The sequence below is a fragment of the Vibrio sp. 10N.239.312.C11 genome, assembly GCF_041466065.1.
Taxonomy (GTDB): Bacteria; Pseudomonadota; Gammaproteobacteria; order Enterobacterales; family Vibrionaceae; genus Vibrio; species Vibrio tasmaniensis_A.
In genome coordinates this window covers 73,335-97,431 of sequence record NZ_JBFSRZ010000002.1, presented here as the reverse complement: position 1 = coordinate 97,431, position 24,097 = coordinate 73,335, and the positions used below count along the sequence as shown (strand labels likewise).

Sequence of the window (24,097 nt, the reverse complement as noted above, 5' to 3'; positions counted from 1 at the left end):
ATTCCTAAATTATCCTTACTGACATGCTTGTAAATAGACTTGCAAGCGAGGTCTCATTTTGATTATAAATCCCAGCTATTGAACGTGTTGCTTTGATAATAAATACGTACCTTCTGCATTCGAAAAAGCCATGAAATCAGCCGATCTTTGCGCGAAAATACCGTTCTCGACGACGCCAGGAATAGCGTTAATTTGGAGTTCTAATCGTTTTGGTTCAGCGATGTCCAAATGAGCAACATCGAGAATGATATTGCCGTTATCAGTGGTGCAGTCTTGGCGCAACGTCGGGTGTCCACCAAGGCTTTGTAAGGCATTAAACACAGCGGTTTGTGCGGCAGGTAAAACCTCTACAGGGAGTGGAAACTTTCCGAGTTGAGTGACCAATCGACCGCTATCTGCGATGGTGATGAAGCTTAGCGCAAGCGTCGCGAGTACTTTTTCACGAGCCAGTGCTGCACCACCACCTTTCACGGTCATGCCGGTTGTAAGACCTTCATCAATGCCATCAATGTAGAAATCAACACGGCCACATTCAGATATGGATATCTCATTCAGCCCTGCAGAGGATAAAGCTCGACTTGAGCGAACCGAACTGGATACGCAGTGAGCAAACTCAGCGCCACTTTCTTTCAATAGTTGAATGAATACTTCAACTGTTGCACCTGTGCCGATACCAATCACGCTAGAAGGTGTTAGCGTTTTTAGGACTTGCTCTAAGGCTACTTTTGCAGCCTTAGTTCGCAGGCAGTCTTGGCTTTGGTTTTCAATAAAGCGTTGTGCCATGCTCATATTACTTCTCCAGAACCGCTAGGGATTTTTCAACGATGTTTTCAACCGTAAATCCAAACATTTCGAAGAGTTGTTCTGCTGGTGCTGATTCACCAAAGCTTGTCATTCCCACAATGTCGCCGTGTAGCCCGACATACTTGAACCAGTAGTCACGGATACCAGCCTCTATGGCAACTCGTGCTGTCACATGGCTTGGTAAAACCTGTTCCTTGTATTCCGCGCTTTGTGCGTCAAAAATATCGGTGGCCGGCATTGAAACTACGCGGCAGCGAATATGGCTGAGTTGTGCTTTTGCTTCCATGGCAAGTGCCACTTCAGAGCCGGTTGCAATCAAAATAAGTTGTGGTTCGCCTTCACAGTCAGAAAGGATGTATCCACCTTTCGCTACATTGGAAAGCGTGTCTTGATCACGCTCGAATTGAACAAGATTCTGGCGAGAGAAAATCAATGACGTTGGACCATCAAAACGTTCGATAGCAGACTTCCAAGCCACCGCGGTTTCTACTTGGTCGCAAGGACGCCAAGTGCTCATGTTTGGGGTAAGTCGAAGCGATGCGATTTGTTCAACCGGTTGGTGTGTCGGACCATCTTCCCCCAAACCGATAGAGTCATGGGTATAAACGAAGATACTGCGTTGCTTCATTAGTGCTGCCATACGAAGCGCGTTACGAGCGTACTCCATGAACATCAAGAACGTACCGCCGTATGGGATAAAGCCTCCATGCAACGCCACGCCATTCATCATTGCAGACATCGCAAATTCACGAACGCCGTAACTCAAGTAGTTTCCTGACGCATCTTGAGCGGTAATTGCTTTTGAGCCTGACCAGTTAGTTAAGTTTGAAGGGGTTAAATCGGCAGAACCTCCCAAAAACTCTGGCAGTAATGGTCCGAATGCTTCAATAGTATTTTGTGATGCTTTGCGAGTCGCGATGGTTTGTGGATTCGCTTGCAAAGTCTGGATTAGGTCTTGAGTGTGCTGATCCCAATTTTCAGGTAATAGGTTCTGGCTACGACGCAAAAACTCAGCGGCTAATTCTGGGTGCGCCTCTTGATAAGCATTGAAACGTGTTTGCCAATCATCTTCATTGCTTTGTCCTTTCTCTTTCCCATCCCATGCTTGGTATACATCTTGAGGAATTTCAAATTCAGGATGGTCCCAGCCGAGGTTGAGTCGAACCAATGCGACTTCATCAGCACCTAACGGAGCACCATGACAGTCATGACTGGCTGACTTGTTTGGTGAGCCAAAACCAATCACGGTTTTGCAGCAAATTAAGGTTGGTTTATCTGTTACGGCTTTAGCTTCAGTAATTGCTTTGTGAATATCATCAGCGTTATGACCATCAACATCAGCAATAACATGCCAACCGTAGGCTTCAAAACGTTTTGGTGTGTCATCAGAGAACCAGCCGTCGACTTCGCCATCAATCGAAATGCCATTGTCATCCCAAAAAGCGACCAGTTTCCCTAGTCCAAGCGTACCGGCAAGTGAACATGCTTCATGAGAAATACCTTCCATCATGCAGCCGTCACCCATGAACACGTAGGTGTGGTGATCAACAATATCGTGGTCTTCACGGTTGAACTGTTCACCCAGCACCTTTTCAGCCAAAGCCATGCCGACACCGTTGGTGATGCCTTGTCCTAATGGGCCGGTAGTGGTTTCAATACCTGGAGCGTAACCGTATTCAGGGTGACCTGCGGTTTTACTGTGTAATTGACGGAAAGATTTGATGTCATCCATTGATAGCTCGTAACCAGATAGGTGTAACAAGCTATAGATAAGCATTGAGCCATGGCCATTCGACAAGATAAAACGGTCGCGGTCGGCCCAGTTAGGGTTGCTCGGGTTGTGTTTTAGAAAATCACGCCATAGAACTTCAGCGATATCGGCCATGCCCATCGGTGCTCCGGGGTGGCCCGATCCTGCTTTTTGTACAGCGTCCATGCTTAGAACGCGAATAGCGTCAGCTAATTTAGTTCGTGTAATCATTCTGCTTCTCCTACAGGCGTGCTTCGATCATGGTTTCTAACTTGCCTTGATCGACGGCAAAGTTACGGATGCCTTCGGCGAGCTTTTCTGTTGCCATCGGGTCTTGGTTCATCTCCCAGCGGAACTGTGCTTCAGTCATAGCTGTTGGTGTCTCTTTGATGGTGTCACGGTCGGCAAAGAGTAGGCGCTCAACAGAGCCTTCTTGTGCTGCAAGTTGGTCTAAAATTGCAGGACCTATGGTCAAACGGTCACAGCCCGCTAATGCTAGGACTTCATCGGCATTACGGAAGCTCGCGCCCATCACAACCGTGTTGTAGCCATGATCTTTGTAGTAGTTGTAAATTTCAGAGACTGAAACGACACCAGGATCTTCATGAGGAAGGTACTCTTTTTTATCGGTATTGGTTTTGTACCAATCTAGGATACGACCGACAAAAGGTGAGATTAAGAATACACCGGCTTCTGCACAGGCTTTGGCTTGTGCAAAGTTGAACAGCAGCGTTAGGTTGCAATTAATGCCTTCTTTCTCTAGCTCTTGAGCTGCTCGAATGCCTTCCCAAGTTGACGCTAACTTAATTAGGATTCGGTCGTTACTGATGCCAGCTTCGTTATACATGCCGATAAGCTTTCGAGCTTTTGCCAAGCTTGCGACTCTGTCGAATGACATACGAGCGTCGACTTCTGTTGAGATGCGCCCCGGTACCGTTTTTAGAATTTCTAATCCAATGTTGACCGCCAGTTTGTCTCCAGCGTCGATCAACTGTTGTGATTTGTCGTTGCTTTGTGCTTTTGCCCAAGTGATCGCATCGGCGATTAAGTGATCGTATTGCGGCATTTCTGCGGCTTTTAGTACTAGAGATGGGTTAGTTGTGGCGTCTTCAGGTTGAAATGCAGCAATAGCATCAATATCACCTGTGTCGGCAACGACAGTGGTGTGCTTTTTCAGTTGTTCTAATTTATTCATCGTTCATTCTCGGTAAGTTGGTTTATCAATTGCAGTAGCGTTTGATCATTCATCGAACTCAGCACCACGTTGGCTAGCGAGACATCGAGGTGACGAGTGAGCAAATTGGTTACTGCAACTGTTGGTATTCCTGCCGATCGAGCCGCCATAATTCCAGGAGGGGAATCTTCGAAAGCGATGGCTTGATGGGCAGATACACCGAGTTGTTCTAATGCCGCTAAATACACATCGGGATGTGGTTTCCGTCTATCTGAGGCAATGTCTTCTGCTCCGATAAAACAGTCAAAATAGGGTGTAAGGTTCAAACGATTCAGAATTGGCATGTAATGTTCAGCCTCTGAGCTGGTGGCCAGTGCAATGCTCAATGAGTGTGATTTAGCAAAGTCTAGATACTGACGGACACCTTCTCGTTCTGTTATTGAAGCAATTAATTGGTAGGCATGAGCGATCACTCGATCGCGAATTTGTGAATCGGACAGCTTTTGATTCGACGCTTTGTTGAATAGTTGATAAAGGTAGGTTGCTGGCGCTGAGCTCCCAACTAGGCCAGCAACCTGGAGTGGCGAAACTTCAACTCCGTATGGTTTTAACAAAGCTTCCCAGGCTTTGAACATACAGGTTTCGGTATCGACGAGAAGGCCATCGAAGTCAAAGACCAACGCTTTCAGGTTACTGGCAATGAATTCCTCTCTTTCCAATTTCAAAGCTGTATGACCTAAAGTGTTGTTCTTGCACTCCATGTTTCAATCTCCATTTTCTTTAATTATGACAAACGTGAATTTGTGACTGTCGCTTATTCAACCAAACTGGCCTGCAATACTTTTTTCATTTCTTCACCACTGGTTAGTGGTAGATCAAAGCAAAAATCCGGCTCCAACTTTTGAACATCTTCTTTGGTGACACCTACTTGAGTTAAGTTCGATTCAAGACAGATACGTTCAAGGAATTTCACAAGAGCAGCCGCTAATGATTGAGCTTTTTCTTCGGTACTTCCCACAGCACCAAATAACTCAGCCACTTGAGCAAATCTCTCTGGTTGCTTGCGCCATTGAAGTTGTACATAAGCTGGATAAACCACTGCGAGTGTTAATCCATGTGGTAGGTTTGTTTTGCTACTACCTAAGATTTCGCCTAAAGGGTGTGGTGCCCCCGCACCGCCATTAGCTAGCGAGATCCCGCCAAGTGTGTCTGCTTTCGCGAGTTGGCAGCGGCCATGTAAATCTGCGCCGTTGTCGACAACACTCGGTAGGTGATCAATGACAAGCTTCATTGCTTCTAACGCCATACCATCAACAAATGGAGATGGTCGAGTACCCGTAAATGATTCAAACGCATGTGAAAAAGCATCAAATCCGGTCATAGCTGTCATACGTGGAGGCAGTGTCAGCATGAGCTCTGGATCGATTAACGCTTCACAAGGGAAAAATTCAGGGTGAAACAGTGTTAGCTTTGCATGTTGCTCAAGGTCGGTAATCACTGCCGCTTGCGTCACTTGAGAGCCTGTTCCCGATGTTGTAGGTACAGCGATCAAAGGTACGACTTTCACGGGTAGTGGGTTGACGTCCCCAAACGGTGAATCATAAGTGGCAAACCAATGAGCCCAATCTAGAGACTCTGCATTGATCGTTGCCGAAATGATTTTTGCTGTATCAATCGATGAACCACCACCAATGGCCAAAACCACATCACAGTTATTTCCGATGGCCACTTGGCGGCCAAGTTCAACGACGGTTGTAGGCGGATTCGGTACGACACCATCAAAATGAGTCACTTCAATTCCTTGCTCTGAAAGCAAAGTAAAAATGCGGTCATAGGCTGGCTTTACTGCATCAAAAATAGGTTCGGATACGACTAGGCAACGTGTGCCATATTGAGCGATAAGCTGACCTATTTTCTGAATCTCACCCGCACCAAAGGTTAGCTTGGTCGGTTGATAGTGTTGAAACTGTGTCATGGTTTAATCCTTGGTAGTGGTGCCAAACCCGAGCATAGAGGGGGGGAGGTTTAGCACCGTTATTTCTAGATTGCTGTGGCGCATCGATTCGATAGAAGCTGCGCTAGGCAATTACTTAAACGGTTTCGACTTCTTTTGTGTTTGCCGCTGCTTTATCTTCCAGTTGGTCGATTGCTGCGCGGAAGTCACGAACGCCTGCTGTGATGCCGTCTTTGTGGCCAAAGATATTTGTCGATGCAACCATCACGTCAATATCTTCATTAAGCAGTTCTTCGATGTTGTGGTTACGGATACCGCCATCAACACATAGCTCACAGTTAGGGTTGCGTTCGTTGATGAGTTCACGTGCTTCGCGGATCATTGCAATCGCAGATTTGCGCCATAACCATTCATCATCGCCATCAGTAATGCCGTGAATAACAATGTGTAAACGGTCTAGGTAGTAGATAGATTCTTTAACAAATGACACTGGCGTTAATGCACCAACGGTTAAACCAAATTTCATTCCGTGGTTTTGACAGTACTTAATGATGTAACACAGAGGAGCACCGATAAAATGCTCAGCTGGTAGAATCAGCATGTCTGCACCAGCAGCAGCGATTTTATCGATAAATAATTTGTCGCAATCTTTGAAGTAAGCGTGAACTTCAATTGGCTTTTCAGTGTAAGGACGAATGCCTTCAACAATTTGATGCCCCCCCATCAATTGCAGGTTTTTCAGGTCATGCATATCTGCTGCATCACAGTGGATGTAATCGGCACCAGCATCAGATACTTCTTTCACTACGTCTGCAATGTGGCCGTAATCTACGTGTGCTAATCCTGCGGCAATTTTTACTTTTTTCATGATTTATCCTTAGTAACTAAAAGTGTTTTGGCATGTGTGTTGGCCTTCTTGCACTATCAAGCGAAGGTACTGGCCAATTCCACAGCCGTTGTTATTGGTAACAATTAGATTAGCCATGCCTTTTAAAGCAGGGCTGGCATTAGCCATTGCGACAGGTTCTCCGACAAGTCGGAACATAGAGGCATCGTTGTCCCCATCCCCAAAAGCAATGGTGTTATGAGATGAAATTCTTTGGTCATTTAGCCACTGCTGAAGAGCGTGGCCTTTGGTGGCTGCTTTAGACGTAATGTCCAATTTATTCGGTGTTGATAAGTCAGCTTGGAAGTGCGTTTTTAAGGAATCTCGCAACTGGTTTAGAGATTCTTTGTCTTGGCTAGACACTAATACTTTGTATACATCGCCACTGCGAGCGATGAGTTCGGTCAGCGTTGGGATAATCTGCAGCTCCATTGCGGCATTAATAACCTCAGCCTTTTTTTCTAAACCCTTTGTATGAGTTGATTCTTTTTGAGCAAAGATGCCTTTACTTGAATAGATGGTGAAGGCGAAATGTCCATCATTCAGTAAGCTCAACAGACCCGTTAGTGATTCATGACTAATTGTGTGCTGATGTTGAACACGTTGTGTTTTAGGGTCATAAATATAGGCACCATTGCAGCAGATGATTGGTAGCGATAATTGAAGCTGGTCAACATATGGCATCATCAGCTGGTGCGGTCTACCACTCGCCAAGCTCACCTGATATCCATTATTAACTGCAAGACAAATCGCTTGTTTGTTAGTCACGCAGATCTGCTCAGCATCACTTAACAGTGTTCCATCTAAATCAATCATTACTGCTTGGTATTTCATTTTACTCTCCAGTGACTTCTCATGACGCAAATTGACTATAAGTGGTCAAATACGGTCACGTAAAGTCATTTTTGATTTATTATGAACAAAATAATGGTTTCGATCACATATTTAGAGTCAGATTAATTCAAAAGAGTTCATTTTGAGAATCTAATTGCTCAAAAGTTCATAATGCGTCAAAATAATTCAAAAGAACTTAATGGTATGAACAATGAATGAAGCTCAGCGTCATAGAAGCTTGTTAGATCATCTAACGAGTCATACGTTTATAACGACAAATGACTATGTGAAGATGTTAGATATCTCTTTATCTACAGCTCGTCGGGACATTACAAAGTTGGCGGAAGAAGGGAGGCTGAAAAAAATCCGTAATGGGGCAGAGGTAATCAATTTTGACTCGTCCCTAGCCGCAACTCATGCACCAAGCAGCTTTATCCCCTGCGAAACAGATATAGAAAGCTATGTAGCGAAAAAGCGAATTGCTAAAGCTGCGGCAGATATGTGTGAAGAACACGACAGTATTATTGTGAGTGGTAGCAATACGACTTTTTTGATGGGAGAGCATTTAGCGCATCGTGATGTGCAAGTTGTGACGAATTTTATGCCATTGGCTTATCAGCTGATTAGTCAAGATCATCAAAGTATCATCATACTTGGTGGCCAATATCTACCCGAACGTCAGATCACTATTTCTCCAGATGAAGAAGCAGCAGATGACCATAAAAGTCGTTTTGTCTTCTTTACGGGTACGGGTGTTACGACAGCGGGTGTGCATACCTCTGATCTATTGGTCTATATGGCAGAGAAAAAGCTGCTGGAGTATGGTGATCGTATTGTGGCTCTGATAGATAGCAGCAAAGTAGGTAAGCATGGTGGGAAGTTACTCGCTACCGCTTCTCAGATTGACACATTGATTACAGATGACGGCGCTGACCCTAAGGTGCTTGATGCTTTACGAGAACTTGGTGTGAAGATACAGGTAGTTTAGTTACGTGGAGAGTGCTGTTGCGGCGTTTGTTTTTGCTTTTGTCGTACTCTTGATTCTAGTAGAACATTATTACTGGCCGTGTGTGTGTTGTCCGAACCAAACCGCGGAAGAGTAAATTTCTTCAGATCATAGCTTTGTAAATGAAGTTCAGTGATGTTGTGGGGCTGAATAGAAGTTAATTGAACAAAAAATAGTCATTTTATTCAAATAACGCTTTACAACCTGGTCAGGATCACCAAGAATGTGCTTGCTCTGTTTTCAGGGTTATTAAATGAAACATCCAGTTGTAAAGTAAAACCCTTAGTATTGCTTCATTGTTATTCTCAGTGTTTCCCTTGGCTTCATAGATACATTAAATAATTCAAGCTTTCAGCGCATCGCACTTTTGGCGATTAATTTTTTATTTTTATATAAGGGACACATCATGTCTAACAAAACAAACGGCGTAGTAAAATGGTTTAACGAAGAGAAAGGCTTCGGTTTCCTAACTCAAGACAACGGCGGCGCTGACGTATTCGTACACTTCCGTGCAATCGCTTCTGAAGGTTTCAAGACTCTTAAAGAAGGCCAACAAGTGTCTTTCGAAGTAGAGCAAGGCCAAAAAGGTCTTCAAGCTGCAAACGTTGTAGCTCTATAAGATTTTAAGTCGGCGCAGGTTGCAATAGCAACTTGCGTCACTTTCTCTTTCAAACCAGTTTTCCCTCAGTTTTACCGTAACATTCTTCTCCACTTGCAACACCTCCTCTAAATATTAAAAATCCTTTTGTACACCTGTTCCGTTCTATCTATCGCTGTATCTATTTTTTGTGCTAAGTACATCTCCGGCGTAATAATTTGCTCACTTAGTCATCCTGATTGTCATTATTGTGTCCATAAAAAAAGCCCCTAAAACTAGGAGCTTCTCTTGATCTAATCAACACTGATTCAGCTAGTGACTATCCACACTGTGTTACTGACGAACTGTTATTCAATGTTCTGGATCTGAACGTTGATTATAATAATTAATTCATTTTAAATCATATGTTTGTGTCTGTATTTTATTTAATTTGTATTTTTAACCACCGATTTAACCACCATTGATTATCCAGCTATCCATTTTGGTTATTCCTTGGTGTTCACATATTGTGAACTAAGCTTGGTTTAGGTATAGTGTTCACATATAGTGAACAAGCTGGATAGTACATGCACGTTATAAGTAAGCAACCTTTTGAAAATGCGAAAAAACTCTATCCAAACGATTCCGATGCACTAGATGCAACGTACAAGGTGTTAAAAGAGAGTAAGGCAAAAAGCCCAGATGAGCTACGAAAAGTCTTTCCGTCACTAGACAACTTTAAATACGTTGATAAGTGGTGGGTGATTGATATTGGCGGTAACAACTTAAGGCTTATTGCATTTATCGAATTTGTAGGAGGTCGATGCTTCATTAAGAACATTGTCAGCCATGCCGAGTACGACCGCATTACAAAGCAATACCGTGAAAAGAAACTGAAGAGGTAACACTATGTTAGATATCGCTGTGTTAGACAAAGCCGCTAATCAACTGAACCAAGTAATGCCTTGGGTGAGTGGTATATCTTCGCCTGAGCAATATCAAGAGCTGATTGCCACGATGGAAGTGCTTATCGAAGATTATGACGCTCATCAGCCAGTGATTGACTTGATGTTTCCGGTGATTGAGAGGTATGAAGAAGAAGCTGAGCAGTTTAGTGAGTTTAATCAAGCTATTGATAAGCTTGAGCCAGGAATCGCCATGCTAAGAGTTATCATCGATCAGCACCAACTGACGTTAAGTGATTTCAAAGAAGAGATAGGTGCCAAATCGACGGTATCGATGATCTTAAGCGGGAAGCGCGCTCTAACGCTCAACCACATTAAGGCACTATCAGCGCGTTTTGGGGTGCCAGCTTCGTTGTTTATCGGTTAGTGGTAGTTTTGGCTATCGTTAATAAAAACCGAGATACTCATTCTAATAGCGTAGCTCTTATTAGTGGTTTCTCGGTTTTTGTCAAAGCACGAAGTGATAACAATATACCAAAATTTAAGGTACGGTTACTTGTTAAATCCCCGACTTTTTAAGAACTTCATTGAGATGACCGATTTATACCTATGCATTAAATGGATATATCAGTGGCTATTTTTAACTTATTGTAACTATAATGGATATTATTGTGTCTATTAAGGCTGCGCATGAACTTTTCACTTTTAGATGATACCGATGTAAGCCAAGCTTTTGCTATTCATCTGCGGGGTTTACGCAAACAAGCGAAGCTATCGCGAGAGGCGCTAGCCCAGCGTAGTTGTGTACCTGCTTCGACCATAAAAAAGTTTGAACTTACCGGACAAATATCATTTCGTCAGCTGCTGCTTTTGTGGCAGTCGCTGGATTCACTAGACAGGCTTTATCAACTGACACAAACAACGGCTGACCGTACCGCTTTACCGACCAGTATAGAAGAGGTGCTTAAAGATGAGCTTTAAATCCATTCAAAAGTTGAATGTGGAGCGCACTCTCACAACAGGCGAAACTGTATCTGTGGGTATATTGGCGCAAAACCGTCAGGGTGTTTTCTTTCAGTACGATGAAAGTTATCTAAGCACGTTTGGCAATTTATCCCCTTTTACTCTTCAAGGAGATGTGCGATTACAGCAAGCACCGAAAGGGCCACACCAAGGCGTTCACGGCGTTTTTGGCGATAGTCTTCCCGATGGTTGGGGTTTGCTGTTGCAGGATCGAGTATTCCGCCAACAAGGTATTTTGCCAGCACAAGTAACAGCAATGGACAGGTTGGCTTTTGTCGGTCAGCAAGGAATGGGGGCATTGTCTTTTACGCCTGTATCAGAGCTTTCATTAGATCAGCGTTCAGATATTGATTTGGAAACACTTGGGCTTGAAGCCCAAACCTTGTTCGACCAGTCCCTCTCTGACGATCTAGACGGTAGCACTCAGCAAGTGTTAGCAACGTTGGTAGCAGTCGGCAGCTCCGGCGGTGCTCGCCCTAAAGCGCAAATTTATATGCCTTCTGGTGACGCGACGCAATGCCGCACTTATGCACAATCTGGCGATGAAGCATGGTTAGTTAAGTTTACTTCGAAGAACTTAGCATTGGGCCACGAAGAAGGTTTGTGTGAAGCGGTCTATTTAGAAATGGCTGAATTGGCAAAATGTCAGCCACCGATTTGGCAGCTAATTGAAGCACCTGCGAGTAGCGGCGCTAAATCATGGCTTGCGTTAAAGCGTTTCGACTATTTACCCGCGCAGGATAAGGCAGGGCGTTTACATATGCACAGTGCTTGCGGCTTATTGGATGCTGATTTTCGAAGCCCGAGTTTAGATTACAGCGATCTGATTAAAGCCAGCCGTCAACTTTGTAAATCACCTGCTGCTGGGCAACTTCAATTTCGTCGCGCAATGTTTAACTTGTTTGCAGCTAACCAAGACGATCACAGTAAAAACTGGGGCTTTTTACAAGCCGATGATGGCTGTTGGCAACTCGCCCCATTTTACGATGTAACATTTAGCCCTCACCCTTTTAATGAACATGCCACCGCCTTTGCAGGATACGGAAAAGTACCACCACTCAAAGTGATGCAAAAGCTCGCTGCCAGTGCAGGTTTTGCTAATTGGAAGGAAGCACAGCAATGCATTAAAGAGGTAGTGGATGCCATTAGTCAGTTTAGGGCGCTTGCTGAGGAGCATGGGGTGAGTAAGACCACTGTGTTAGCAATAGAAAAAACACTCGCAGAGCGCAAGCAAGAAAATGCGACACTTTTAGCTTGAGATGATGTTGGTTTGAGGTGACGTAGCATTAAGAAAAATAAGACGAGTAGATAAAACATGAAACCAGGTCGAAATGAACCTTGCCCTTGTGGCAGTGGTAAAAAGTACAAACGTTGCTGCATGAACAGTATCTCTAAGCAACACGCATCAATGTTGGATGATATTGAGCAAGTTGCTGCAATGAACCCTAATTTGTCTTTAGAAGAACTCAATATCGTTGCAGAGCAAAAAATGAAGGCGGCTAATGATCGGCCTCATCCTGACTTTTGTGGCCTTTCGCCAGCACAAATGAATAATTGGTTATATGCGCCTTTCAGTGAGTTGAAAGGGGTACTAATACACACGCCAGATAACCTAATAACTAGTCCAGTGATGCGTTACTTAGCATTGATATTAGAGGAAGGCATGCAAGGCGACGGCTCGTTTAAAGCCACCAGTAAAGGTAACTTACCGACAAAAATTGTTAAGCAGTCTAATGAGTTATTGCCAGAGTTTGCAGTATCTCAATTTGAACGACATATCAGCATCAGTGAATATGCAGGCAGTAACGAAGATAAGTTTAATGCCCTACATTACAGCCGAGTGCTGGCAGAGATCGCAGGTATTATCTATCGCAGAAGTGGCCATTATCATGTTAAAAAAATAGCTCAAAAGCAGTACCTAACGCACGGTATTCAAGCGTTCTTTATCCCTATGCTCAAAGCTGCAACTTCTCAGTACAATTGGGGGTACCTAGATGGATGGGAGCACGATATTGATCTAAGAACCTTCTGGCTATTTATGTTGTGGCGCTTGCAAAGTCATGGCGACACAAAGCAGTTGATTGAAGAGGTAATGACCGCATTCCCAGACTTACTGCTGAGATGCCCTGAAGATGAGTACTCGTCCCCAAGTCAGCTACTAGGCACAATGATTGAATCGCGCTTTATTAAACGCTTCCTGGAGTTTTGGGGCTTTGTGACGGTTGCTCCAATGAGGCATGTTAATGAGCTTAGAGCGTCGGATAAAGTAGAAGTGCAGCCATTGATGAAGCAAGTTTTCCAATTCGATGTTTAGCGTGAATTAGAAGCTCAGGGTTAGGCCTTTCAGCTTGAGAGTTTGCCAGGTTGTTTCGAGAATGAGAGTAATCGTACATAGGCTTATTTGTTTGATGATTGCTTCATAACATCAATGAATCAAGTTGTTTTAGTCTAGTTTTAGCTTTCAAGCTTATGATAAGTATAAATTTAAATTTGCTTGATCGTTGCTTGATAGCTTTCTTAGACTTGGCTTTGTATATAGCTTGCGCCAACCTATAAGTAAAACCAATACAGATATATTTCATCTTCCTGGATAAACCGACAACCAGGAGAATATGATGGAAATTATTCAAAGCCGCAGTGACCGCTTTCTTCGACTAAACGATGTGATGGAAACAACGACACTCTGCCGTAGCAGTATTTACAACCTGATTAAAGCTGGCGATTTCCCTAGTAACTACACCATTATGGGCAAGCGAAAAGCCTGGCTAGAAAGTGAAGTGCAAGCATGGTTGCTAGCGAGAGTCAGTGCTTCTTGTTTGAGGTAGTAGCTAGATAAGAAACCATCGCTAATCTATAGTTGTTTAGCGATGGTTTTCCATGACTCATATGGTGTATTTATGGGAGCTATTTAATGTCGTGATTCTAAAGTTTAGCTATAAAGAAATCACCTCAATTTTTCATATCTGTCATCAATGAGCTTTTTGATCACATCGCTAATATTCGAATCATCCTGCTCCACCAGCCATGTCAGCCGAGTTTTAGTACGGTCTGTCATAGAAACACTGTAAGGGCGTTTGCCTTTTGTTTTTTCTCGAAACTTCTTCTGATTCCAAGAGGCTTTCATTTTCCTGATGGTTAGTTCTGTTTCCAATGGGTACATCAATAGGTGATAGTCAAAATATGCGACTAGTGCATGATAGCTTTCACTTTCTGATATAGGGTCCCAAGGTAAAGAAAATCTGATTGTGTTCTTAGACAGATAGTCAATGCATGACTCAATCTGGTTAGGATTCTTCTGGTCAAACCATTTGACTAACTTGCGATGTTCCGAAGAGGAGTAGCACATTTGCCAAAGATCATTAACTAAGTCAATCAAGTACTCTTGGCCCTCTAGATTGATGTTACTTTTCAGAAATATCTTTCTTATCAATCGGTATCTTGATTTCAATTCTGTTAGGGATCTCAAGCTGTCACGTGGGATATTTAACTTCAATGAAACAGGGTTTTTCAGATAATCTCGAGATCTTGGCCAACGTCGCATACTTCCATTTTGGAAGGGGGAGAAATTATACTTATCGTCGTCTGATTTGTCTCTGCGTGAGCTTTTTAGTAAAAAAGTCAGAACAAACCCGCAAGCTCTATAACTTGTCTTTAGATGTAAAAACTCGTCATCATGTAGCCGTTCAGCTTGAAAGAAATCATTCTCAATTTCTTTCAATGGTACTTTCGTAAGAGTTTGCTTTTCTATCCTTTCAACAGATTCATTTAGGACTCTGTTGGCTCTCTTTAGCGTTCTACATTCATCAATTAAGGTTTTTATTCCCCCTTCATTTTCGTACCTGTTATCCAGTTCCAACGCATAGAACATAGCTTCTATCCAGGAGTGAACATGTAACAACTCTTCTGTATCCACAGAGTAACCCCTTAAAATTACATATTTTTTTAATGATGTTTTTATAATAATTTAAAGTCAAATATCATTTCATTTAATATTGATTACATAGTAATTTTTTGGTGTTTTTTTGTCGTTCTATTTTTTGATTAGGTAATGATTGCTCTAGGCTTAAAGTGATTTTCCCTTTGAAAAGGAATAACTTGAGAGTGAATTTCATACTTTGTGTGATAGATGAAGTGTTGTCAGAGCTGGTTTGTGACCGAGTAACAAGCCAATTTTAAGTGACGGTATGGTTAGTATATGTAGGTAAAGGAGTTAGCTAGAGGGAATAGACCTACCTCAAGTAGGTTAGGAAGTAAGGTGAAAAAATATATGAGTAGAGATACCTGTAGATGAACAACACAGGAATCAATCTCATGAAGAAATCTACCTACCAAGGACTACCAACATTAGGCCTATCCTATGAGCTTAACAACGATTACTTAGAAGTTATCCGTGTACCAATGGATAATGCAATGGATGAGTACCCGCGGGTTTTTGCTGTTCGGTTTGACCTTCGTCAACCCCAAGGTGCTTTACTTGACTGTCTTAGCCGTGATGAAATCTTGGGCAACGAAGCTTTAGGTATTCATCGTACAGATTTAGCTACTCGATTTGTTCAGTCGTTCAAGGCCAAACTTAAGGCACATGAAAGAAGATGTCACCGCAAAGGAACAAGAGTTTATCCCTGTACTGTTAGGTTCGCGTGGGTTAGGGAGCGTGATAAATCGGCACACGACCACTATCACTTTGTCTTATTCCTGAATGAAGACCGTTTTGGTAGGTTGGGCAATACTATAAGATCAGGCTCTCTAGCATGGACTATCACCAGTGCTTGGGCTAGTGCATTGAATTGTGATGTTAGTACTATCCGCCGTCTTGTGCACTTCCCTGACAATGCATGTTATGTCCTTGATAGAAAAAGCGAGGACCTTATTGAACAATTTAACGACTTATTCAATAGGCTCAGTTATTTTGCTAAGTATGCCACGAAGCATTATGACGAAGGTCATCGATGTATAGGTCGAAGTATTCGTTAGGTTCGAACCTAGGTCTTTATCTAGAAAGCAAAAAATAAAGGGGAGTGAATCCCCTTATCCTTTGTGACGATGTCTCAAATCCCATACACGCCACTGACTAGCTTTAATGTGCGCATGAGCATCACGTTTAAGCTGAGTTAATGTAAACGTGTTTGAGAATATGTCACCACTTAGGCAGTGGCTACAGAACTGATGGCAGTTTTCATTTAACAGGGAGTAGTCTGTTTGTACACCGAGCATAGCTCCTGCTATTTGAGCAGTAGACTCATTGCCAATGGCTCTACCTTGGGTATTGCAACTGACGTAAATCGAAAGGGCTGTGGTATCCGCCAGAAACTGACGAATTGATGTAGCTTCGATAAGGCCTTTGCCATTACGATGGATGATACGTCCATTTCCCATGTATACACCTGAATGCTCAGCATAGCCAAATGCGAGATCGCAATACACAATGCTCCCCCTTACTGGACCGTCGGTTTTCCAGAATAAATTTTGGATTAAACTTTTCGATAAGCTGCCTACAACAAAGCTCCCTATTGCGTGATATGGATTCATGTTATTTACCTCTCAAATGTGATGATAACGAAACTCAAAAGGGCTCTGAGCTTAATGTTTATAAGGGATTAGCGGTCCCGCCCCCTGAGTAAATGTTCATGCTTAAAGTTCAAGAGAAACAAAGTCTTTATCGACTTCATCTTGAGTGATTCCTATATAGCGAAGCGTCACGCCTTCTGAAGTATGGCGAAGCATTTTCATGACACGGCCTATATCTTTTGTGGATTGATAAAGAAAGTAACCTCGGGTCTTTCTCATCGAATGAGTACCTAAAGCGATATTCAGCTCTTGGCCTACTTGCTGAAATGCCATGGACACAGCGCGTCGCGAGATTGGCTGGGGTGGTTTGTTTTTCAACTGTTGGCATCGGTGGGATTGAAACAAATAGATGTGGTCGGGATGTTGCTCTCTCAATCTAGCGATGTGCTGCTGCGCTTTGGTATTGAGTTGAATGTTGGCGAGCTTGCCTGTTTTACTCTCACGAATAATGACTCGGTCGCCATGAATGTCTTCAAAGCGGATCGATAATAAATCAGAAATCCGCAGTGCCAGGTTTAATCCGATATGCCACACATCGGCCATTTGTGGATTACAGCGAATACTCAACAGATGACCAACTAGGCGTATGGTGTCATCGTCTTTGACTGCTTGGACCTCAGCCATAATCTGCTTCCTTTTTTGTCTGTAGAAGGGTGTTTTGGGAAGCACAGAGCCGATGATATTAAAGAGTCCTTATACATCAAGGGATTGATGCTTCCCGTTTTAACAATATGGGAAGCAGCCTCGTTTTGGCTCTGTGCTGGTGGTTGTGCTGAATGTTTGTGATATGAAGTGGAGCGGGACGGTGAGTGGATAGGGTTGCTACGAGTGATGATTAACTGTACTCAACCTGAACTTGGTCGTAGGCGTTCATTTCTACATAAGCTAGAAAGTTACACTCCCACATTTCATATAGCTCGGTTGTTTCTTGCAGGTACATACCAAGCCATCCGCTGAAACGAGCGAAAGCGACGTTGTTAGCAAAATCAAAAGCTAAGTCAGGAACGAGCTCTGGTGTACCGGTTCCCACATAAACAAGGTCAGTGATTTCAATAAGAGCGATATGGCTATCTTTGATATCTACCGTAATAGATACAGGGTGAAAGCCGCCGTCTTTCGGGTGGTAATTGGTATCTTGAAAACAGATGGTCATTTTTCCTCGGTAATTAACATCATCAATAGAGCGTTTGATTAGGTCTTTCAGTTGATGTGAAGGCTTAGCTCGCTTGCACGCGAACATAGCCAGATTGGCTGCTTGATTCATAGGAACCTCTTTGAAATAAGTTAGGATTAACGAACGGATGTGATGTTGATTGAGATAGCAGGTTGCGTGATGAGAGTGTGAGTGATGGCTTTAAGCCAGCTAGCAAGTAAGGTTTGAACTTCTGGCCGTTGTAAGTTGCACTGCTTAATCTCTGGGTGGTAGAACCAACACCCTGCGAAGTTGAAATACAGCGATAATTCTTTTTGTGGCTTACCAGTAACCATCACATCAAAGGTGGCAATAAAGCGAAGTTGCCAAGGTGTTTTGCTTGATGTTCGCTCTAATTGAATTTCGATTGGTTGAAAGCGACTATTTATATCTTTAGAGCGTATGTTTAACGCTACCCGCTCGACTGTATTGGGGATGACGTTTTCAGACATAAGTGCTTCAAGAAAACAATGCATGGGACTAACGAGTTCATCATTTACCCCTGAAATAACAAACTTATTCATACCCACCCCTTTTCTGCAAATGACACACAATCCTCACCCACAACGATGTGGTCCAACACTCGGATATCCACCAGCTTGAGAGCATCTACTAAACGCTGTGTAATGCGTCTATCTGCTTGAGAGGGCTCAGCAATACCTGAAGGATGGTTATGAGAAAAAACGACGGCAGCAGCGTTATGGTTTAGTGCTGCTTTGAGTACCTCGCGTGGGTAAATAGAGGCAGCATCGATAGTGCCAAAGAACAACTTTTCAAAACTGATCAATTGATGTTGATTATCAAGAAACATCACGGCGAACACTTCGCGGTCATGAGCCCCTAACTTGAGCTTTAAATATTCCTTAACATTGGTTGGGTTAGTGAACGTGCCTTCTCGCTTGTATTTCGCAGCCAGTGCTTCGGCTGCACGCTCTAGCAGTTCATTTAACTCTGAAGTTTTGAATGGGTAATCGTGTTGGTTGTTGGCGTTACGCATAAGAGCTCCTTCGATTATCTGTATGGTTATGCGTACTGATGAAATATATCTGAGAGTATTTTGAATCGGGGTGTGAGGTGGGAGTATTTCCAGAGACAGGTAAAAAATAACTCTCTTGCCGTTGTTATGTAGCAATCGCAATAGAGCGACGAATGAACAATCAACACAATTAGCTGGTGCAAAGGATGTATCGGCTTTTTAGTCTCTGGAGAGTATAAAAATGAAAAAAGAAATTTATGTAGAAGCAGCCATCGTAGAGAAGCGAAGAGGACGACTCTCTGCTGGGTTAGGGCAGGTTGTATTCGATGACTATGAAAGAATAGCGGGTGAAGACTGGTTGTTCCTTGATAGCATCGTAGACCGTAATTACGCAGAGTTATCAGCACTTGCTTTTGGGCTAGAGCGTGCTTGTGATGGCGATATTATTTATTTAAGCAGTGACTATTGCGTTGATGGTTTTAATGACTGGCTTGATGGTTGGAAACGTCGAAATTGGCGTAAAGCAAATAAAAAGCCGATAGCTCATCAAGACCTTTGGGAGCTAGTGGATAAACGAAGTGCAGATAAACAAGTTGAGGTGAGGAAAGCAGCTGCTTGCTCCGCAGGAAAAGATGCCGCTTATAGATACGCAGTCGCAGTGGCGAATGGCCAGTTGTAATAATAATGAATCACTTGTTGGCATAGCCAGCAAGTGATTCTTGTTTGTGTGCAACCCTAATATGTCTGTTTAATCATCTCCTGACAGTAGGTTAGATAGGTAAAAGTAAAAAATAACGCAGAGGCCTTTGTTATGAGTTGAACTACATAACAAGGTTTCAAAATGAAATTTCTTAAATTACAACAAGTCATGGATAAAACAACACTCTGTCGAAGCAGCATCTACAACTTGATTAAGGCTGGTGAATTTCCTAAGAATGTAACCGTGATGGGTAAGCGCAAGGCTTGGCTGGAAAGTGAGGTAGAAGATTGGATGATAGAGAAGTTGCAAGCAGCAGAGCTCGATTAAGATTGCATAATAAGTATATAAAACAACAGTCACATAAAAACATATCTACACATTGTCCATTCCCTAATTTTCCCATATTCTCTCATATCAACTTTGATGACTAAACCAATATGAGATAGCACTTTGAATGGTTGACCAAATCCTAACGCTTAAAGAAGTAGCGGCTTATCTAAAGTTAGCCGAGAAAACAGCATACAGATTAGCAAGCGAAGGCAAGCTACCAGGCTTTAAGGTTGGTGGATCATGGCGCTTTAAGCGAGAAGATTTAGAAGTTTGGATAGAAATACAAAAGGACAATGGATGATCCCCAGTTACCAAGAGTTTATGCGCCCATTTCTTGAAATCGCAAAGGATGCCAATGGGAAAGAAGTAAAACTAAGGGATGTGATTAATCAGTTAGCACAACGGTTCAATCTCTCAGAAGAAGATCGGGAAGAGCGATTGCCGAGCGGTAAACAAACCATCCTTGACAACCGTATTGGCTGGGCACGCACTTACCTTACTAAAGCAGGTTTGCTTGAAGCTACTAAGCGAGCACACTTCATTATTACAGATAGAGGCATTCAAGCGCTGCAAGATAAAGGTGCGGTTATCAATAATCAATACTTAAAGCAGTTTGATGAGTTTGTTGCGTTCAAAGAACAGAAGAATGACTCTTTAAGTTCGCAAACAGCCTCTACTGAAGTAATTGAAGATACAGTAGATGAAATCACTCCAGATGAAGTGTTAAGAGCTGCGTATAAACAAATCAATGATGCCCTGGCCTCAGATATCTTATCCCGAACACGTAAAGTAACCCCTGCTTTCTTTGAGCAACTACTTATCGATCTGCTATTAGCTATGGGTTACGGCGGAAGTGATGAAGGTATGGCTCATACTCTTGGAAAAAGTGGTGATAACGGTGTTGATGGCGTAATCAATCAAGATCCACTTGGTGTTGATCAGGTCTACATCCAGGCTAAGCGATATGCTGATGGTAATAATGTTGGCGCAGGTGAAATTCGAGACTTCTTTGGTGCACTCAATCTGAAGAAGGCACAGAAAGGGATTTTTATTACCACTTCAGAATTTACCTCATCAGCTATTCAAACAGCGAAAGACCTTGGTATGCGTATCGTGCTTATCAATGGTAAAGAGTTGGCAAAACTGATGCTGCGCTACAACATTGGTAGCCGAGATGAAGATGTATTGCACCTGAAGAAAATCGATGAAGAATTTTTTGAGAATTAATAGAGACATCATGACCAAACAAAACGAAGATACACGGGTAAAGATACCAACCATATTGCACCTTACCCGCCTAGGGTATAAGTACTTATCTTTAAAGCAGGCTACTTGGTGCACTGATACCAACATTTTCCCGGATATCTTCAAAGAGTCGATTGAGCGTATTAATCCTGGAGTGGATGATGGAGATGTTGAACGCTGCTTGGATGACTTAAAGTTAAGCTTAGACAATGAAGATCTTGGCCGTGCTTTTTATGAAAAACTGACGAGTCGTTCCGGTACAAAGCTCATTGATTTTGATGACTTCTCAAAAAATAGCCTACACGTAGTAACAGAGCTTACATACAAGAACGGTGATGAAAAGTTTCGTCCAGATATCATTCTGCTCATTAATGGTATGCCTTTAGTCTTTATTGAGGTGAAAAAACCAAATAATAAAGATGGTGTTCTAGATGAACGAAAACGAATCAATGAACGTTTCCAAAACCCCAAATTTAGACGCTTCGTTAACATTACTCAGCTCATGCTGTTTTCTAATAACATGGAGTACGATGATGGTAGCCCCGAGCCTATTCAAGGGGCGTTCTATGCGAGTTCATCTTATACAAAGCCTACCTTCAACTACTTCCGAGAAGAAGAAGTTCTTAATCTTACTAAGCTACTTAAGCCTTTAGCTGATGATACTGAGAACTTTGTTCTAAAAGATAATAACTACACTGTTATTAAACATAGTCCTGAGTTCCTCACTAACAAAGGCCATGATGCGCCAACTAATAGAATATGCACATCACTACTTAACCCTGAGCGCCTTGCATTCATGCTGAGATATTCTCTAGCGTATGTTAAAGAAACAGATGGTCTGCAAAAACACGTGATGCGCTATCCGCAGCTGTTTGCAACCAAAGCAATTGAAAGTAAGTTAAGTGAAGGCATTAAGAAAGGCATTATTTGGCATACTCAGGGAAGTGGAAAAACGGCTCTGGCCTATTACAACGTAAGGCACTTAACCGATTACTATCAAAAGCAACACATAATCCCTAAGTTTTATTTTATTGTTGACCGGATTGATCTACTTATTCAGGCACAGCGTGAATTTACGAGTCGTGGGTTAATGGTTCATACAGTGAACTCTAGAGAAGCTTTTGCTCAGAGTATCAAGGCAACTAAGGTGATCCATAATGATTCGGGTAAGCCGGAGATCACCGTTGTTAATATTCAAAAGTTCGAGGATGACCCTAGTGTTTTACGAACCGTAGATTATGACGTCAATATCCAACGTGTTTACTTTTTAGATGAAGTGCATCGTAGCTACAACCCTAAAGGTAGTTTCTTAGCCAACCTCACCCAGTCAGATCCCAATGCAATTAAGATTGGTTTAACAGGTACTCCGTTACTGTTAGCAGAAAAAGATAAAGATCCGACTAACGAGTCCAAAGCATTTAGCTCTAAACAGATTTTTGGTAATTACATCCACAAGTATTATTACAACGCGTCAATTGCAGATGGCTATACCTTACGTTTAATTCGTGAAGAGATTGCTAGCAACTATGTAATGGCAATGCGTGAAGCTCTTCAAGAGGTCGAGTTACTGCAAGGCAGTATTGATAAAAAGCAAGCTTATGCCCATCCTAGATTCGTAGAACCTATGCTGAGCTACATCGTTCAGGACTTTGAAAAAAGCCGCTCTTCGTGGGGAGATAACAGTATTGGTGGAATGGTGATTTGTGATAGCTCTGAACAAGCAAAAGAATTGTTCAAACAGTTTAATGCTATTTATGCCACCAAGCCTGTTTTACCTGCCAGTTCTAAGTCTGAAAAGGCACGGATAAAAGAAAGTGCTATCCATGAGCCAAGGGCTAGCTACAACGAAAAGTTAAAACGAGATAACCAAGTACATTCAGCTGCTCTGATTTTACATGACGTAGGTAGCAAGGAAGAGCGTAAAGAGTGGGTAGAGCAATATAAAGCAGGTGAAATAGACTTCGTGTTTGTCTACAACATGCTGCTTACGGGCTTTGATGCTAAACGACTGAAAAAGCTTTATTTGGGTCGAGTCATTAAAAAGCACAACCTACTTCAAGCGTTAACACGTGTAAACCGCACCTACAAAGAGTTCCGCTATGGTTACGTAGTTGATTTTGCTGATATCAGCGCTGAATTTGACGCGACCAATAAAGCCTATTTTGATGAGTTAAAAAGTGAACTTGGCGATGAAATGGACAGTTATTCCAACTTGTTCAAAAGCCATGAAGAAGTGCGCGAAGAGATTGAGCACATAAAAGGTGTGTTATTCCAATTCGATACTGAGAACACTGAATTGTTCCAGCAACAGATTGGCCAGATCTCAGATCGCAAACAGATACTCGCTTTAAAAAAAGCCTTAGAGAGTGCCAAAGACCTGTATAATCTTATCCGCCTTCAAGGGGATACTGAGCAGCTTCAAGAGCTAGATTTTGCAAAGCTTAACGTCTTATACCGATATACCAATGCTCAATTGGGGAAATTGAACCTAAAAGAGCAAATAGAGAACAGTACCGATACCACTAACTTACTAAATGCGGCGCTAGAAGATGTCGTATTTATGTTTACCAAGGTCGGTGAAAGTGAACTTAAGTTAGCAGACGAACTTAAAAACACCTTACGCAAAACCCGTGAGGCTTTGGCTGGTAACATAGACCAAGCTGCCCCGAAATTTATTGCTTTGAAAGAAGAGTTAGAACGCCTATTCAAAACTAAGAATTTGAGTGAAGTAAGCCAAGAACAGATGGATCAGAACATCGGTGCTTTGCGAAAGATTCATGAGCGAGTAAAGTTGCTTAACCAAGAAAACAGCCGTTATAAGGCTAAGTACCTAGGTGATGAAAAGTACGCTAGAACTCATAAGCGACTCCTTGAGGGGGAACGAGGAGAAGGCCAGCATAGTAAGCTGTTTGAGAGCACTGAAAACTTAGTTGAACGCCGTATCTTTGATGCGCTAGCTGCAATCAAGCAGCTAACCGATGAGCAAGTGTTGAACAATCAGCAGTTACTCAATAACGAGAGCTATTTTGAACGTACAGTAATGCCTAATACCATCAAACAGTTCAAAATGGAGCAAAAAATCAACTTAACTCCCGTAGCTGCGAAGCATATCAATACGTTGGTGGTACGTGAGTATTTAAACGAATTTAACGGCAGAACGCCGTGGTAGGACA

Annotated in this window: 27 protein-coding genes; 14 read left to right on the top strand and 13 right to left on the bottom strand. The window is 42.6% G+C overall.

Annotated elements, in window-relative coordinates; translation table 11 throughout:
* Positions 1–75: 75 nt before the first annotated feature.
* The 7 genes from rpiA to AB6D07_RS01510 form a co-directional block, all read right to left on the bottom strand.
* Positions 76–789, bottom strand: coding sequence for a ribose-5-phosphate isomerase RpiA (rpiA, locus tag AB6D07_RS01540; protein ID WP_017099276.1), 714 nt, complete (start codon positions 787–789; stop codon positions 76–78).
* 1 nt (position 790) lies between these two features.
* Positions 791–2,785 (bottom strand): transketolase, encoded by a 1,995-nt coding sequence (gene tkt / locus AB6D07_RS01535; RefSeq protein WP_017099277.1) that lies wholly within the window; start codon positions 2,783–2,785, stop codon positions 791–793.
* A gap of 10 nt (positions 2,786–2,795) precedes the next feature.
* Positions 2,796–3,749 carry a transaldolase gene (gene tal, locus AB6D07_RS01530; protein ID WP_017099278.1) on the bottom strand — a complete coding sequence of 318 codons (954 nt, stop codon included), beginning with the start codon at positions 3,747–3,749 and terminating at the stop codon, positions 2,796–2,798.
* Positions 3,746–4,489, bottom strand: a complete 744-nt coding sequence (locus AB6D07_RS01525; RefSeq protein ID WP_017099279.1) for an HAD family phosphatase — start codon at positions 4,487–4,489, stop codon at positions 3,746–3,748. The genes tal and AB6D07_RS01525 overlap by 4 nt, the downstream gene beginning before the upstream one ends.
* Before the next feature lie 53 nt (positions 4,490–4,542).
* Entirely contained in the window at positions 4,543–5,703 is a 1,161-nt protein-coding gene (locus tag AB6D07_RS01520; protein WP_017099280.1) for an iron-containing alcohol dehydrogenase, read from the bottom strand.
* A gap of 115 nt (positions 5,704–5,818) precedes the next feature.
* A complete protein-coding gene (locus tag AB6D07_RS01515) occupies positions 5,819–6,550 on the bottom strand; it encodes a ribulose-phosphate 3-epimerase (RefSeq protein ID WP_009847987.1) in 732 nt (243 codons plus the stop codon).
* Positions 6,551–6,559: 9 nt separating this feature from the next.
* Entirely contained in the window at positions 6,560–7,402 is an 843-nt protein-coding gene (locus AB6D07_RS01510; protein WP_009847986.1) for a Cof-type HAD-IIB family hydrolase, read from the bottom strand.
* 211 nt (positions 7,403–7,613) lie between these two features.
* On the opposite strand from AB6D07_RS01510, the gene ulaR reads away from it, so the two are divergent.
* The 8 genes from ulaR (at position 7,614) to AB6D07_RS01470 (ending at position 13,738) form a co-directional block, all read left to right on the top strand.
* Positions 7,614–8,390, top strand: a complete 777-nt coding sequence (gene ulaR / locus AB6D07_RS01505; RefSeq protein ID WP_012603034.1) for an HTH-type transcriptional regulator UlaR — start codon at positions 7,614–7,616, stop codon at positions 8,388–8,390.
* 424 nt (positions 8,391–8,814) lie between these two features.
* Positions 8,815–9,027 carry a cold-shock protein gene (locus AB6D07_RS01500; protein WP_004735656.1) on the top strand — a complete coding sequence of 71 codons (213 nt, stop codon included), beginning with the start codon at positions 8,815–8,817 and terminating at the stop codon, positions 9,025–9,027.
* A 545-nt stretch (positions 9,028–9,572) separates the two neighbouring features.
* A complete protein-coding gene (locus tag AB6D07_RS01495) occupies positions 9,573–9,890 on the top strand; it encodes a type II toxin-antitoxin system HigB family toxin (RefSeq protein WP_017102430.1) in 318 nt (105 codons plus the stop codon).
* 4 nt (positions 9,891–9,894) lie between these two features.
* Entirely contained in the window at positions 9,895–10,317 is a 423-nt protein-coding gene (locus AB6D07_RS01490; RefSeq protein ID WP_017102429.1) for a type II toxin-antitoxin system HigA family antitoxin, read from the top strand.
* Positions 10,318–10,580: 263 nt separating this feature from the next.
* A complete protein-coding gene (locus AB6D07_RS01485) occupies positions 10,581–10,871 on the top strand; it encodes a helix-turn-helix transcriptional regulator (RefSeq protein ID WP_016786714.1) in 291 nt (96 codons plus the stop codon).
* The gene (locus AB6D07_RS01480; RefSeq protein ID WP_017102428.1) at positions 10,861–12,171 is read left to right on the top strand and encodes a type II toxin-antitoxin system HipA family toxin; all 1,311 of its coding nucleotides are present in this window, start codon (positions 10,861–10,863) and stop codon (positions 12,169–12,171) included. The genes AB6D07_RS01485 and AB6D07_RS01480 overlap by 11 nt, the downstream gene beginning before the upstream one ends.
* A 57-nt stretch (positions 12,172–12,228) precedes the next feature.
* Positions 12,229–13,227, top strand: coding sequence for an SEC-C metal-binding domain-containing protein (locus tag AB6D07_RS01475; RefSeq protein WP_017102427.1), 999 nt, complete (start codon positions 12,229–12,231; stop codon positions 13,225–13,227).
* A gap of 301 nt (positions 13,228–13,528) precedes the next feature.
* Positions 13,529–13,738 carry an AlpA family transcriptional regulator gene (locus AB6D07_RS01470; RefSeq protein ID WP_017100828.1) on the top strand — a complete coding sequence of 70 codons (210 nt, stop codon included), beginning with the start codon at positions 13,529–13,531 and terminating at the stop codon, positions 13,736–13,738.
* Positions 13,739–13,857: 119 nt separating this feature from the next.
* Here the strand turns inward: AB6D07_RS01470 and AB6D07_RS01465 are convergent, their stop codons facing one another.
* On the bottom strand, positions 13,858–14,826 hold the full coding sequence (locus AB6D07_RS01465; RefSeq protein ID WP_017102425.1) for a hypothetical protein: 969 nt from the start codon (positions 14,824–14,826) through the stop codon (positions 13,858–13,860).
* 398 nt (positions 14,827–15,224) lie between these two features.
* On the opposite strand from AB6D07_RS01465, the gene AB6D07_RS01460 reads away from it, so the two are divergent.
* Complete coding sequence (locus tag AB6D07_RS01460) at positions 15,225–15,887, top strand: inovirus Gp2 family protein (protein WP_017102424.1); 663 nt, start codon at positions 15,225–15,227, stop codon at positions 15,885–15,887.
* 54 nt (positions 15,888–15,941) lie between these two features.
* Here the strand turns inward: AB6D07_RS01460 and AB6D07_RS01455 are convergent, their stop codons facing one another.
* The 5 genes from AB6D07_RS01455 to radC form a co-directional block, all read right to left on the bottom strand.
* Positions 15,942–16,442 carry a lecithin retinol acyltransferase family protein gene (locus tag AB6D07_RS01455; protein WP_017102423.1) on the bottom strand — a complete coding sequence of 167 codons (501 nt, stop codon included), beginning with the start codon at positions 16,440–16,442 and terminating at the stop codon, positions 15,942–15,944.
* A gap of 102 nt (positions 16,443–16,544) precedes the next feature.
* On the bottom strand, positions 16,545–17,105 hold the full coding sequence (locus AB6D07_RS01450) for a tyrosine-type recombinase/integrase (protein ID WP_017084306.1): 561 nt from the start codon (positions 17,103–17,105) through the stop codon (positions 16,545–16,547).
* 211 nt (positions 17,106–17,316) lie between these two features.
* Entirely contained in the window at positions 17,317–17,745 is a 429-nt protein-coding gene (locus tag AB6D07_RS01445) for a DUF2787 family protein (protein WP_017102422.1), read from the bottom strand.
* A 26-nt stretch (positions 17,746–17,771) separates the two neighbouring features.
* Positions 17,772–18,197: a DUF2787 family protein gene (locus AB6D07_RS01440; RefSeq protein ID WP_017102421.1), complete on the bottom strand. Its 426-nt coding sequence runs from the start codon at positions 18,195–18,197 to the stop codon at positions 17,772–17,774.
* Positions 18,194–18,670, bottom strand: a complete 477-nt coding sequence (gene radC / locus AB6D07_RS01435) for a DNA repair protein RadC (RefSeq protein ID WP_017102420.1) — start codon at positions 18,668–18,670, stop codon at positions 18,194–18,196. The genes AB6D07_RS01440 and radC overlap by 4 nt, the downstream gene beginning before the upstream one ends.
* A 220-nt stretch (positions 18,671–18,890) precedes the next feature.
* On the opposite strand from radC, the gene AB6D07_RS01430 reads away from it, so the two are divergent.
* The 5 genes from AB6D07_RS01430 (at position 18,891) to AB6D07_RS01410 (ending at position 24,093) form a co-directional block, all read left to right on the top strand.
* Positions 18,891–19,328 (top strand): RNase H family protein, encoded by a 438-nt coding sequence (locus tag AB6D07_RS01430; protein WP_017102419.1) that lies wholly within the window; start codon positions 18,891–18,893, stop codon positions 19,326–19,328.
* A gap of 162 nt (positions 19,329–19,490) precedes the next feature.
* Entirely contained in the window at positions 19,491–19,676 is a 186-nt protein-coding gene (locus AB6D07_RS01425) for an AlpA family phage regulatory protein (protein ID WP_016788474.1), read from the top strand.
* Positions 19,677–19,803: 127 nt separating this feature from the next.
* Positions 19,804–19,980 (top strand): methylation-associated defense system helix-turn-helix domain-containing protein MAD1, encoded by a 177-nt coding sequence (gene mads1, locus AB6D07_RS01420; protein ID WP_017102418.1) that lies wholly within the window; start codon positions 19,804–19,806, stop codon positions 19,978–19,980.
* Positions 19,977–20,906: a restriction endonuclease gene (locus AB6D07_RS01415; RefSeq protein WP_017102417.1), complete on the top strand. Its 930-nt coding sequence runs from the start codon at positions 19,977–19,979 to the stop codon at positions 20,904–20,906. The genes mads1 and AB6D07_RS01415 overlap by 4 nt, the downstream gene beginning before the upstream one ends.
* Positions 20,907–20,916: 10 nt before the next feature.
* Positions 20,917–24,093, top strand: coding sequence for a type I restriction endonuclease subunit R (locus tag AB6D07_RS01410; protein WP_017102416.1), 3,177 nt, complete (start codon positions 20,917–20,919; stop codon positions 24,091–24,093).
* Positions 24,094–24,097 lie beyond the last annotated feature (4 nt).